This window comes from Kitasatospora sp. NPDC089797, assembly GCF_040684795.1.
In the GTDB taxonomy this organism is placed as follows: domain Bacteria; phylum Actinomycetota; class Actinomycetes; order Streptomycetales; family Streptomycetaceae; genus Kitasatospora.
Genome location: NZ_JBFBGS010000021.1, coordinates 31,739 through 44,341, shown reverse-complemented (window position 1 = coordinate 44,341; position 12,603 = coordinate 31,739). Strand labels below are relative to the sequence as shown.

At 74.0% G+C, this 12,603-nt stretch carries 9 protein-coding genes and 1 other RNA gene; 2 read left to right on the top strand and 8 right to left on the bottom strand.

Features of this window, described 5'->3' with window-relative positions:
- Positions 1-138 precede the first annotated feature (138 nt).
- From ssrA to ftsE, 5 genes are all read right to left on the bottom strand, one after another.
- Positions 139-520: a transfer-messenger RNA gene (gene ssrA, locus AB0O91_RS18565) on the bottom strand.
- A gap of 86 nt (positions 521-606) precedes the next feature.
- Positions 607-1,083, bottom strand: a complete 477-nt coding sequence (gene smpB, locus AB0O91_RS18560) for an SsrA-binding protein SmpB (RefSeq protein ID WP_363434013.1) — start codon at positions 1,081-1,083, stop codon at positions 607-609.
- 63 nt (positions 1,084-1,146) lie between these two features.
- On the bottom strand, positions 1,147-2,280 hold the full coding sequence (locus tag AB0O91_RS18555) for a S41 family peptidase (RefSeq protein ID WP_363434010.1): 1,134 nt from the start codon (positions 2,278-2,280) through the stop codon (positions 1,147-1,149).
- Between the two features lie 113 nt (positions 2,281-2,393).
- Positions 2,394-3,305, bottom strand: a complete 912-nt coding sequence (gene ftsX, locus AB0O91_RS18550; protein WP_363434007.1) for a permease-like cell division protein FtsX — start codon at positions 3,303-3,305, stop codon at positions 2,394-2,396.
- Between the two features lie 77 nt (positions 3,306-3,382).
- Positions 3,383-4,072 (bottom strand): cell division ATP-binding protein FtsE, encoded by a 690-nt coding sequence (ftsE, locus tag AB0O91_RS18545; protein WP_030059730.1) that lies wholly within the window; start codon positions 4,070-4,072, stop codon positions 3,383-3,385.
- 349 nt (positions 4,073-4,421) lie between these two features.
- Between ftsE and AB0O91_RS18540 the strand changes: the two genes are divergently transcribed.
- The gene (locus AB0O91_RS18540; RefSeq protein ID WP_363434005.1) at positions 4,422-4,616 is read left to right on the top strand and encodes a hypothetical protein; all 195 of its coding nucleotides are present in this window, start codon (positions 4,422-4,424) and stop codon (positions 4,614-4,616) included.
- 85 nt (positions 4,617-4,701) lie between these two features.
- Here AB0O91_RS18540 and prfB read toward each other — a convergent pair whose 3' ends face one another.
- From prfB to AB0O91_RS18525, 3 genes are all read right to left on the bottom strand, one after another.
- On the bottom strand, positions 4,702-5,814 hold the full coding sequence (gene prfB, locus AB0O91_RS18535) for a peptide chain release factor 2 (RefSeq protein ID WP_363434002.1): 1,113 nt from the start codon (positions 5,812-5,814) through the stop codon (positions 4,702-4,704).
- Between the two features lie 57 nt (positions 5,815-5,871).
- The gene (locus tag AB0O91_RS18530) at positions 5,872-7,125 is read right to left on the bottom strand and encodes a serine/threonine-protein kinase (protein ID WP_363433999.1); all 1,254 of its coding nucleotides are present in this window, start codon (positions 7,123-7,125) and stop codon (positions 5,872-5,874) included.
- Between the two features lie 256 nt (positions 7,126-7,381).
- Positions 7,382-9,310, bottom strand: a complete 1,929-nt coding sequence (locus AB0O91_RS18525; RefSeq protein WP_363433997.1) for a serine/threonine-protein kinase — start codon at positions 9,308-9,310, stop codon at positions 7,382-7,384.
- A gap of 429 nt (positions 9,311-9,739) precedes the next feature.
- Here AB0O91_RS18525 and AB0O91_RS18520 point away from each other — a divergent pair, with 429 nt between their 5' ends.
- On the top strand, positions 9,740-12,592 hold the full coding sequence (locus tag AB0O91_RS18520; protein ID WP_363433994.1) for an FHA domain-containing protein: 2,853 nt from the start codon (positions 9,740-9,742) through the stop codon (positions 12,590-12,592).
- The last annotated feature ends 11 nt before the right edge of the window (positions 12,593-12,603 follow it).

The following is a 12,603-nucleotide window of genomic DNA, read 5'->3' as shown; positions in this document are numbered from 1 at the left end:
GCGACGGAATCCGGCTCCGGAAAACGAGCGGACGGATGATCCTACGCCCGGGGGCACGGCCGTGCCGCACCGGGACCGTAACAATTCGAAGGCCGCCCTCCGCATCAGCGGTGGACGGCCTTCGGTATGAACATGGGGTGGTGGAGATGCCGGGAATCGAACCCGGGTCCAGTGGTGTTAATTCAGGGCTTCTCCGAGCGCAGTCCGCTGTGATTTTCTCGGCCCTGGCAGTCACGCGGGCAAGCCGCCAACAGGCCCAGCTGCTGTTTGATTTCCCATCCACCCCCGCAGCCCGGGCGGACGGTTGAGTTCCCTAGATTATGCCAGGGTCCGGGTCGGGAACCCCCCGGTCTGACACCCAAGCGCTATCGGTGCTTATTAGGCAGCGAGAGCGAACTGCTGGGAATCGCGCTTAGAGTTGGCGATTATTTTTTTGCGACACGTGGTTAACGAGATCATTGCCGCGTTCCTCGGCTCGCTTCCCCTGTTTCAACATCCCCTGTCGAAACCGATCATCCCCATGTTTTTTTGAGAAACAGCTCGGACGGTGACCGTCCGTGTTGCTGGCGCCATAGTACGCGAGGCGACGGGCGAGGGTCCAGCGGATTAAGCCTGGCGCCGCCGGGCCGCCGCCACCGCGCGGGCCGTCTCCCTGGTGTCCTGCTTCTCCCGCAGCGTCTGGCGCTTGTCGTAGAGCTTCTTGCCGACCGCCAGTGCGAGTTCCAGCTTGACCCGGCCGTCCTTGAAGTACAGGGACAGCGGGACCAGGGTGTGGCCCGCGTCGCGGACCTTGGTCTCGATCTTGCGGATCTCCAGCTTGTGCAGCAGCAGCTTGCGCTTGCGCCGGGCCGCGTGGTTGGTCCACGTCCCCTGGGTGTACTCGGGGATGAAGACGTTGTCGATCCACGCCTCGTGGTTCTGGATGTAGGCGTAGCCGTCGACCAGGTTGGCCCGGCCCTCGCGCAGCGACTTGACCTCCGTCCCGGTGAGGACGAGGCCGCACTCGTAGGTGTCGAGGATCGTGTACTCGTGTCGCGCCTTCTTGTTCTGCGCGATCAGCTTCTGTCCGGTTTCCTTTGCCATAACGCGGCCATTCTCGCACTTCGGCGCCCGGTCGGGCAGCTGTTTTGCGGGCGGGCGGCCGCCTCAGGAGCGCGTGCCCAGCCCGGCGAGCACCCGCAGGGCGAGCGCGTCGGCGTCCTCGCCGGCGGCGGCCGGGACGTCCGGGGTCAGTCCGGTGCCGTCCAGCGAGCGCCCGGCCGGGGTGTAGTAGCGGCCGACGGTCAGTTCCAGCACCGCCCCGTCGGCGAGCCGGCTGGGCTGCTGGACGGTGCCCTTGCCGAAGGTCCGCGCGCCCACCACGACGGCCCGGCTGCGGTCCTGCAGCGCCCCCGCGAGCAGTTCGGCGGCGCTCATCGTGCCGCCGTCCACCAGCACCACCAGCGGGGTGCGCGGGTCGCCGCCCGACGGGGCGGTCAACTCCCGCTGCTCGCCGCGCTCCTGGTAGGAGCCGACGGGGCCGCCGTCGAGGAAGCACCCGGCGGTGCCGACCGCCTCGTCCAGCAACCCCCCGGAGTTGCCGCGCAGATCGAGCACCACGGCGGCGTGCGGGGCCCGCAGCGCGGCGCGCACCTGGTCGGCCACGCCGCTGGTGAAGGCCCGGACGGTGATCCGCAGCACGCCCTTGTCCAGGTGCTCCGCGGTGACCTGCCGGCTGTCCAGCAGCACCCGCCGCAGCCGCAGTTCGCGCACCGGTCCGTCACCGCGCCGCACGGCCAGGGTGACCTCGGAGCCGGCCCGGCGCTCGTCGCCCTGCCCGCGCAGCCGGGCCACCACCTCGGTGACCGGCAGCCGGTCGGCCTGGTCCCGGTCGATCCGCAGCAGCCGGTCGCCGGGGGCGATCCCGGCGTCGGCGGCGGGCCCGGCCGGGGTGACCTGGGAGACCGCGGTGACACCGTCCTCGCCGCGGCCGACCGACAACCCGACCCCGGGGTAGCGGCCGTCCAGGCCCTGGCTGAACTCGGCGTACTCCTGGGCGCTGTAGTACGCGCCCCAGCGGTCGCCGCCGGCCGCGAGCAGGTGCTCGGCCTGCTGCTCGGACAGCGCGGCACCGGCCGGGTCCGCCGGGAGCCCGGCGGCGGCCGGGGCCCGGTCGGCGGGGGCGCGGTGCGGGTCGCTCGGGTCGCCCCAGGCACCGGTCGCGGCGCCGGTCAGCAGCACGGCGCCGAACACCAGGCTGAGGGCGGCCACCTGACGCGCCCTGCGCGGAGTTTGCAGCATGGCAACGGAGTGTAGACACCGCACCGCGCACGGCGGGCCGGAACGGTGGAGCGCGGAACGGCGACGGCCCCGTACGGCGCAGTGCCGTACGGGGCCGAAGGAACGGGCCGGGATCAGACCTTGAGGTACTTGCGCAGCGTGAAGAACGCCGCGATGCCGGCCATCCCCATGCCGACCACGATCAGCAGCGGGATCACCGCCAGTACCGAGCCGAGGCCGATGAAGTGGATGAACTGCACCCGGTCGGCCAGCCAGTTCTGGACGAAGAAGTGCCCGCCGATCAGCAGTCCGGAGGCCAGTCCCGCGCCGAGCAGCGCGGAGAACGCGGCCTCGGCGATGAACGGCATCTGGACGTAGAAGTTCGACGCGCCCACCAGGCGCATGATGCCGGTCTCGCGCCGCCTGCTGTACGCCGACACCCGGACGGTGTTGACGATCAGCAGCAAGGCGACGAAGAGCATCAACACCATGATCACGAACGCCGCCGTCTGGAGGCCGTTGAGCAGGCCGAACAGGTTCTCCAGGATCTTCCGCTGGTCCTCGACCGACTTGACCCCCGGCTTGCCCGCGAAGGCGCTCTGGATCACGTCGTACTTGGTCGGGTCGTTGAGCTTCACCCGCCAGGACTGCGGCATCGCGTCCGGGCCCAGGACGGAGATGAGCGGGTTGTCCGGGTTCATGTCCTTCCAGTGCTTGTACGCCTCCGCGGAGCTCTCGTACGTGGACGACTGGACCACCGAACTCATCTTGTCCAGCTGGTCCTTGATGTCCTGGACCTGCTGGTCGGTGGCCGCGCCCTTGTCGCACTGCGGCGAGTTGCGGGCATCCGCCTTCGTACAGAAGTAGATGCTCACCTCGACCTTGTCGTACCAGTACCCCTTCATGGAGTTCACCTGGTCGCGGACCAGGAGCGAGGAACCGGCGAGGGCGAGGGAGAGCGCGACGCTGACCACGACCGCGATGGTCATGGTCAGGTTGCGTCGGAGACCCACACCGATCTCCGACAGGACGAACTGGGCACGCATGCGGGAAACAACTCCAGGGTCGGTACTGCGCGGTCTGGCGGTCCGGGCCGGCGGCCCTACGGATCAGCGCTGGTCGGTCAGTGCTGGTATCCGTAGACGCCGCGGGCCTGGTCGCGGACGAGCAGCCCCTTGTCGAGTTCGATGACCCGCTTGCGCATCTGGTCGACGATGGCCTGGTCGTGGGTGGCCATCAGCACGGTGGTGCCGGTGCGGTTGATGCGGTCGAGCAGCTTCATGATGCCGACCGAGTTCTGCGGGTCGAGGTTGCCGGTGGGCTCGTCGGCGATCAGCAGCATCGGACGGTTCACGAACGCGCGGGCGATCGCGACGCGCTGCTGCTCACCACCGGACAGCTCGCCCGGCATCCGGTCCTCCTTGCCGCCGAGGCCGACCAGCTCCAGCACCTCGGGCACCACCTTGTTGATGGCGCTCTTGGGCTTGCCGATCACCTCCAGCGCGAAGGCGACGTTCTGCGCGACCGTCTTGTTCGGCAGCAGGCGGAAGTCCTGGAAGACGGTGCCCAGCTGGCGGCGCATGTGCGGCACCTTCCAGTTGGACAGCTTGCCGAGGTCCTTGCCCAGCACGTGCACGGCACCGGTGCTGGGACGCTCCTCGCGCAGGCACAGGCGCAGGAAGGTGGACTTGCCCGAGCCGGACGAGCCGACCAGGAAGACGAACTCGCCCTTCTCGATCTCCAGCGAGACGTTGTCCAGGGCGGGACGGTTCTGCTTGGGATAGGTCTTGGAGACGTTGTCGAATCTGATCACGGCTGCATCACGGAGGCCATCCTAGGCGGCGCCAGTCCTCGGTCGGTCCGCCCCGGAGGCCTGGCCCGGGGGCGGACGAAGGGAGCGCAGAGGGCCGCTCCCGGTCTGGGACCATACGCGAACCGGCGGTCGGCCCGCAGGGTCAGCCCAGGACAGGACCGGGAATCTGGGGGAGAATGTCCGGTTGTGCCCCGATAATTGCGAGCCATCTCACAGCCCGGGAGCCGGAAGCGCCAGAACCTGGCAGAGTGGAGGTGGCGACCGTGTCCGGACGCTCCCCCGTACAGGGCAGAACCAGGAACCAAAGCCCCGTCCGGTGCGTTGGCTGTAGCAGCGAGGAGGAGATCGCATGACCTGCGACCATCTGGTGTGCGCCAACTGCAACGGCCGCGTCAGCGACGGGCGTTGCCCGGTGTGCCGTGCCAACCGGGCCCGGCTGCAGGAGCAGCAGGGTCCGTTCGCTGCGCTCTCCCCCGCCCTGCTGCTGGCCCTGCTGGCCGGGCTGCTCGCGGTGGCGCTGATCGCGCGGCAGGCGCTGGGCTGAGCCCCCGAAGGTGCGACGAAGGCCCCCGACCGCTGCGGTCGGGGGCCTTCTCCGTGTCCGGGTGCCTGCTCGGCGGTCCGGCCGCCTACTCGGCGCTGGTCTCGCGCTGCTTGCGCCAGCGGATCCCGGCCTCGATGAAGCCGTCGATGTCGCCGTCCAGGACGGCCTGCGGGTTGCCCGCCTCGTACGCCGTGCGCACGTCCTTGACCATCTGGTACGGGTGCAGCACGTAGGAGCGCATCTGGTTGCCCCAGGAGCTGCCGCTGTCCTTGAGCGCGTCCATCGCCGCCTTCTCCTCCTGGCGGCGCCGCTCCAGCAGCTTGGCCTGGAGGACGTTCATCGCGGACGCCTTGTTCTGGATCTGCGAGCGCTCGTTCTGGCAGGAGACCACGATGCCGGTCGGCAGGTGGGTGATGCGCACCGCCGAGTCGGTGGTGTTGACGCCCTGGCCGCCGGGGCCGGAGGCGCGGTAGACGTCCACCCGCAGCTCGCCCTCGTCGATGTCGACGTGGTCGGACTGCTCGACGACCGGGAGCACCTCGACGCCCGCGAAGGAGGTCTGCCGGCGGCCCTGGTTGTCGAACGGGGAGATGCGGACCAGGCGGTGGGTGCCCTGCTCGACCGAGAGGGTGCCGTAGGCGTAGGGCGCCTTCACGGTGAAGGTCGCGGACTTGATGCCGGCCTCTTCGGCGTACGAGGTGTCGTACACCTCGGTGGGGTACCCGTGCCGCTCGGCCCAGCGCAGGTACATGCGCATCAGCTGCTCGGCGAAGTCGGCGGCGTCCACGCCACCGGCCTCGGCGCGGATGTTGATCAGCGCCTCGCGGGCGTCGTACTCGCCGGAGAGGAGGGTGCGGACCTCCAGCTCCTCGACCGCCTTCTGCAGCGAGACCAGCTCGGCCTCGGCCTCGGCGCGGGTGTCCGCGTCGTCCTCGGCCTCGGCCAGCTCGAACAGCACGCCCAGGTCGTCGATGCGGCCGCGCAGGCCCTCGACGCGGCGCAGTTCGCCCTGGAGGAAGGAGAGCCGACTGGTCACCTTCTGCGCGTTCGCGACGTCGTCCCACAGGGTGGGGGCGGCTGCCTCCTCCTCCAGGACCGCGATGTCGGCCCGGATCTTGTCCAGGTCGAGGACGGCCTCGATCGACCCCATGGTCGTATCGAGGTTCTTGAGCTCTTCGGAAGGATCGACGGCTGCCACGCCCCCAGGGTAATGGTTCCGGGGGTGGTCATGACGACACCCCCGGTCCCCCGGGGGTCAGGGAGCCCGCGGCGCGGTGCTGTGCACGGCCGGACGGGACGGGTGGCCGCCCTTCGGCCCGGTGGCCGCGAAGGCCGTCCAGGCCGCGGCGGCGCCCGCCAGCAGCAGCACGGTGGCCAGCAGCACGGCCAGCATCCGGCGGCGGCGCAGCAGGGCCGCGCGGTCCCGGCGGTGGCCCGGGGCGGTGCGCTGGGCGCGCGACTCGGCGGCGTACGCGGCCAGTTCGTCGGCCGAGGGGCGGCGCAGGCTGGTGTGGGTGTCCCGGGTGGAGTCCGGGGCGACGCCGGGCACCAGCGGGACGGCCGGGCCGCGGCGGCGCTTGTGCACGCCCGGGCCGGCGTCGACCTCGGCGTAGACGGCCTCGCCGGGGGTCAGCTGCTCCTCGGCCGGGGGGCGGCCCTGGGAGGGCACGGCCAGCACCGGCAGGCCGGCCAGCGAGGGCAGCTGCTCGCGCAGCCGGGAGGCCAGCTCGGCGGCGCGCAGCCGGGAGGCGGGGGCCTTGGCCAGGCACTCGGAGATGATCCGCCACAGCCCGTCCGGCAGTCCGGGGATCGCCGGCACCTGCTCGGTGACGTGCCGGCGCAGCACCGCGCCGGTGTGGCCGCCGCCGAACGGGGTGGAGCCGGCCAGCAGCTCGTACAGCACGGTGGCGAGGGCGTAGATGTCGACGGCGGCGCGCGGCTCCAGGCCCTCGATGATCTCGGGGGCGAGGTAGTCGGGGGTGCCGATGATCCGGGTGGCCCTGGTCCGGCGCGGGGCGTCGACCAGGCGGGCCACGCCGAAGTCGGTGAGCTTGGCGCGCGGGGCGCCGCCGGGGCCGGGGGCGGCGGCGAGGTCGAGCAGGACGTTCTCCGGCTTGACGTCGCGGTGGACGATCCCGGCCGCGTGCGCGGCCGCGAGGCCGTCGGCGACGTCGGCGATGATCGAGGCGGCGGCCTGCGGTGGGAGGGCGCCGTCCCGCTCCAGCCGGGAGCGCAGGTCGGTGCCCTGGACCAGCTCCATCACCAGGGCGAGGTCGCTGCCGTCCACGACCATGTCGCGCACGCCGACCACCCGGGGGTGGTCGAGGCTGGTCAGCGCGGTGCGCTCCTGGACGAAGCGGCCGACCAGCACCTGGTCGGCGGCGAGGTCCTCGCGCAGCAGCTTGACCGCCACCGGGCCGTCCGGCCCCTCACCGAGCCAGACCGTCCCGGCCGAACCCCGGCCGATGACCTGGTGGACGGTGTACCGGCTGCCGATCTTGCGTGCCAATGCTGCTCCGTGGGCGGCGCGGGAGCGCTCCGGGGGTCCGGGCGCGCTCGGTGGGGCGGGACAACAGCGACCAACCTACGCGCCCGGACGCCCTGCGCGGGCCGCCTGGGGGGCGTGGAGCGGGACTCGGGTCGATAAATCTCACGGATTGTCGACAAAGCGTCAATCCCGGTTCCAGGCCGGGCCCCGGACCCCGGGTCAGCCGCCGGACGGCCCCTCGCACCGCCTCCGGCGCCGCCCGCGGCCCGCTCCCCCGCTACTGGCCGGAACTGCCGAAGACGCTGGTCACCCAGTCACGCGCGGTGTCGAACCAGCTCACCACGTTGTCCCAGTACTGCGGCAGCGCGGTGAAGTGCCACAGCGCGAACCCGGCCACCACCAGCACCAGCACCACCATCAGACAGCCCTTGAGGCAACCCAACCCCGGGATGTACATCCGGTTGCGGCTGCGCTGGCGCCGCTCGCGCGGCGGGGCGCTCTCCCGGCGGGGCTGCTCGCGCGGCTCCTCCCGCGGCGGCCGGGGCTCCCGGTGCTGCGGCGCGGGCGGCTCGGCCCGGCGCGGCACCGGGGTGGGCGGGGGCGGCGGCGGGTAGCCGCCCTGGGGCTGGCCGTACCCGGCCGGGGCCTGCCGGTAGCCGCCCTGCGGCTGCGGACGGCCGCCGGGCTGACCGCCCTGGTTGACCCGGCCGCCTTGCGCGGCCTGGTTGCCGCGGCCGCCCTGGCCTCCTTGGCCGCCTTGACCGCCCTGGTTGACCTGGTACGGCGGCGGGGCGACCGGCGGGCGCTGGGCGTAGCCGGGCTGCGGGCCCTGGCGGCGCTGGTCCGGGCGGTAGCCGGCCGGCGGCTGGTGCCCGGGGCCGCCCGGACCGCCCTGGCCCCCGTGGCCGGCCTGGTAGGGCGGCGGGGCGACCTGCGGGTCCTCGAAGTCCTCCGGGCAGAAGTAGCCGACCTGGGTCTGCTGGTTGCGGTCGCGGGCCGCCCGCAGCTGGGTCTGCCACGGATGCGGCACCTCCTCCTGCGGCGCGGGCGGGCCGGCCGGCGGGGGCGGCGGGACGGCGGCGGGCGGCATCACCTGGGTGCGGTCCTGGCTGCCGTACGGCGGCGCGGGCGGCGGCTGGGTGCCCATCACCCGGGTCGCCGCGGCCGGGTCGTACTGCGGGGCGCCCGGGGGCGGCGGCAGCACCTGGGTGCGGTCCTCGCCGCCGCCCGGGGCGCCCGGGCCGCCGTGTCCGCCGGGGACGGCCGGAACGGTGCCGGGGACGGCGGTCGGCTGCGGGTCCGGCAGCAGCAGGGCGCCGACCGCCAGCGCCTCGTCCACCGCCGCCGGGGAGGCGTGCACCCCGACGCCGGCCGCGACCACCCGCAGCGCCCGGGCCAGCGCGGTGGCGCTCGGGCGGTGCGCCGGGTCCTTGCGCAGGCAGCGCTCGATCACCGTCCAGAGCGGCTCGGGCATGGTGCTGGGACGCTGCGGCTCCTGGGACAGGTGGGCGTGGAGCAGCGCGATGGCGCTGTCGCCCTGGAACGGCTGGCGGCCGGTGACCAGCTCGTACAGCATGATCCCGGCGCCGTAGACGTCCACCGCGGAGGTCTGCGGGCGGCCCTCGGCGGACTCCGGCGCGACGTACGCGGGGGTGCCGACGAACTCGTGGGTGCGGGTGACGCCCGGGGAGTCGGCCAGCCGGGCGATGCCGAAGTCGGTCAGCATCGGGTGCATCTGCTCGGTGCCCTGCACCACGGTCGAGGCGAGCAGCACGTTGGCCGGCTTGAGGTCGCGGTGCACGATCCCGTCCGCGTGGCTGGCCGCCAGCGCGTCCGCGACCTGGGCCATCAGCAGGGAGCCCGCGATCGGGCTGAACGGACCGTTGGCGCGCAGGTAGCGGGCCAGGTCGGGGCCCTCCACCAGGTCCATCACCAGCGCCAGCAGCTCGCCCTCGACGACCAGGTCACGGACCCGGACGATGTTCGGGTGGCTCAGCCGCAGCAGCAGCGAGCGCTCGCGCAGGAAGCGCATCACGACGTCCGGGTCGGCCGCCAGTTCCTCGCGCAGCACCTTGATCGCCACCTGCTGCCCGGGCTCGCTGCCCGGCACCTGGACGTCCTGGCGCACCAGACCGCGCCAGACCGTCCCGGTGGCCCCCCGCCCCAGGGTCTCCTCAAGCAGATACTTGCTGCCGACTGGCCGCACCTGTCGCACTCCTCGCCGTGCCGCCCGCGCGGGGCGCTCCCCCGCCGGTGTGCGGTGAGCCTGCCGGGCCCGTGTTTGCGGCCACTCTAACGGTGTCCGTACGGGTTTTTGAGGTGACCGGCGGGCCATCCGAGCAGGGTTGGGGGACATCCCCTAGGGGACCGCCCGGACCCGTCCCGGGCCCGCGGGCGGGGCCGGCCGCCGGAGCCGTCGGGGCGGCGGTTGACCTGACCCTCCGTCGCCTCCACCATGGCGATGATCGCAAGATCGTCAAATCCGGTACCGTGCGCGGACTGTCCACGTCGGATGGCAGGATGGACACTCGCCACTCGTGTGGCCCAAAGGGTCGCCGCGACCGCCCCGCGCGTCCGCGACGACCCCGGGCAGCGGTACCAGGCATCACACCAGCAGAAGGGACCCGCGGGCGAGATGCAGATCCGGCTGACCGTCCTCCGACCGCGCAGCGGCCCGACCGCCGCCGGCTCCGCCATCCCCTACGTGGACGTGCTGGTCACCGCACCCGTCGGCACCGCGCTCGGCGCCATCGCGGGCGCGCTCGCCGGTGCCGTGGGCGTGCGCGGACCGCGGGCCGCCACCCATGTGCACCTGTACGCCGGGGCGCACCGGGTGGACGAGCACACCCTGCTCGGCCACCCCCCGCTCCTCGACGGTGCCGTCCTCAGCCTCAACGAACCCGACCCGACCGCCGACGACCCCGACGACACCCCCGCCGCGGCCGAACTGCGGGTGGTCGGCGGACCGGACGCCGGCGGCGTGCACCGGCTGCACGGCCGGGAGATCCGGATCGGCCGCTCCGGCGAGGCCGACGTCCCGCTCGACGACCCGGACGTCTCCCGGCTGCACCTCGCCCTGCACCTCGGCGAGGACGGCCGGGTCGCGGTCCGCGACCTCGGCTCCACCAACGGCACCACGCTGGACGGCCGGCTCGTCCCGCCGCTGCCGGCCGAGGCCGCCGTCCCGCTGGAGAACGGCGCCCTGCTGCGGATCGGCGAGTCCACCCTCCAGGTCCTCGAACCGCTCGGCGAGCCCGCCCGCGCCGCCCTGCCCGACGGCCACGGCCACCTCCAGCTCGCCGCCCCCGGCCCGGTCCGGACCGCGCCGCCGGTGATCGAACCGCCCGCCGCCCCCGAGCCCGCCCAGGGCCGCGGCCGCGGACTGTTCTCGCTGCTGCCCGGCCGCGCCGCCGAACCACCCGGCCAGGAGAGCGCCGAACGCCACCACGCCGCCGTCCGGCTGCGCCAGACCGCCGCCCAGCGCGAACGCTGGCCCGACCTCGCCACCGTGCTGCTCAACGCCGTCGGTCCCGGCCCCCGGCTGTGGGAGCGCGGCCCCGGCCACCCCGACGCGCTCACCCTGCGGCTGGGCACCGCCGACCGCCCCGGCGGCCCCGGCACCACCCCCGGCACCATGCTGCCCGCCGTCCCGGTCACCCTCGACCTGCAGACCGCCGGAAGCCTCGGCCTCAGCGGCCCGCGCGAGCGCCTCGACGCGCTCACCCGAGCCGTCGTCGCCCAGCTCGCCGCGCTCCACCCGCCGACCGGGCTGAGCCTGGTGGTGGTCGACGCCGACCCGGCCCGCAGTCCCGAGGACCGGGTCGACACCTGGGCCTGGGCACTGTGGCTCCCCCACCTGCGCCCCGCCGAGGGCCAGGACTGCCGGCTGCTGGTCGGCTTCGACGACGACCAGGCCACCGCCCGGCTCACCGAGCTCACCGCCCGGCTGAGCGCCCCGACCGGCCTCGGCGGCCACCCCGCCACCGTCGTCGTGGTGGACGGCCGCCCGGCCGACGAGGCCGCCCGGCACGCGCTCGACCTGCTGCTGCGTCAGGGCCCGGCGGTCGGCATCTTCCCGGTCTGCCTCGCCGAACAGCCCGAACTGCTCCCGCGGGGCCTCGGTGCCACCGCCCTGATCACCGGCGAGGTCGGCACCCAGCTCTCGCTGGACCGCCCGGTCGCCCGCGGCCGGGAGACCCTGCACGAGGTCTCGCTGGACGCCGTCTCGGACGCCTGGGCCGAGCGGCTCGCCCGGGTCCTCGCCCCGCTGCGCGAGGCCGCCCCGGCCTCCCGCGGCCCGCTGCCGGACGCGCTGCGGCTGCTCGACCTGCTCCAGCTGGACACCGTCACCCCGGCCAAGCTCTCCGCCCGCTGGGCCGCCCACGCCGGGGGCATCGGCGCCGCCACCGCGCTGCTCGGCACCACCCGGGACGAGCTCTGCACCCTCGACCTGGCCGACCCCGAGCTCACCCTGCCCTCCCCCGATCCGGGCGGCCCGCACCTGCTGATCGGCGGTGCCCGCGGCTCCGGCAAGACCGAGCTGCTGCGCACCCTGGTCGCCTCGCTCGCCGTCTCGGAGCGGCCCGAGCGCCTCGCCGTCACCATCATCGAGGGCCGGGCGACCGGGGACGGCCAGGACGGCCTGGACGGCTGCACCGAGCTGCCGCACGTCACCGGCCGGGTGAACGCCGCCGCCGACCCGCGCGCCGCACTCCTCGCCGCCGAGGCGCTGGAGGACGAACTCGCCCTGCGGGAGCGGCTGTTCGACGGGTTGGACTTCGCCTCCTGGCACGCCGCCCGGATCTTGGACGGGCACAGCCTGGACGGACACGGCCTGAACGGACAGCGCCTCGACGGGCGCAGCCTCGACGCCGTACCGGTCCCCGCGACCGTCGGCGCCGGCCCGACTCCGGGCACGCGGATCATCCCGACCGCGCGCAGCGCCGAGGGCTCCCGCCCGGCCGGCACCCCGGCCGAGCCCGCCCCGGCCCGGCTGGTCGTCGTGGTCGACGACTACGACGCCCTGCTCTCCCCCACCTCCCCGGTCGGCCGCCCGCTGGCCCGCGCGCTCGCCGCCGTCGCCCGGCGCGGCGGCCCGCTCGGCATCCACCTCGCGGTCGCCACCGGCCGCCCGGAGGAGAGCACCGGCACCGAGGTCGACGAGGCCGCCCTGCTGCGGATCGCCCTGCGCACCGAGGACCCGGCCGACTCCGACCTGCTGATCCACCTCGGTGACGCGGCCGCCCTCCCCGAGGACACCCCGGGCCGCGGCTACCTGCGCCGGCCGGACGGGGGCGTCACCGCCTTCCAGACCGCCCGGATCAGCGGCCGGATCCCCCGCACCGCCACCCTGCGCCCCACCGTGGTCGCGATAGACCCGCTCCAGCTCGGCGCCCCGCCCGCCCGCCGCCCGGTCCGCGAACTCGGCAACGGCCCCACCGACCTCGCCCTCCTCGCCAGCGCCCTCCAGCGCGCCGCCGCGCGCTGAGCCAGGCTGGC

What these genes read in the sequence shown, in the direction of transcription:
- smpB (WP_363434013.1), bottom strand. Translation starts at nt 1,083, where the DNA reads ATGGCAAAGGAAACCGGACAGAAGCTGATCGCGCAGAACAAGAAGGCG.
- AB0O91_RS18555 (WP_363434010.1), bottom strand. Translation starts at nt 2,280, where the DNA reads ATGCTGCAAACTCCGCGCAGGGCGCGTCAGGTGGCCGCCCTCAGCCTG.
- ftsX (WP_363434007.1), bottom strand. Translation starts at nt 3,305, where the DNA reads ATGCGTGCCCAGTTCGTCCTGTCGGAGATCGGTGTGGGTCTCCGACGC.
- AB0O91_RS18540 (WP_363434005.1), top strand. Translation starts at nt 4,422, where the DNA reads ATGACCTGCGACCATCTGGTGTGCGCCAACTGCAACGGCCGCGTCAGC.
- AB0O91_RS18520 (WP_363433994.1), top strand. Translation starts at nt 9,740, where the DNA reads ATGCAGATCCGGCTGACCGTCCTCCGACCGCGCAGCGGCCCGACCGCC.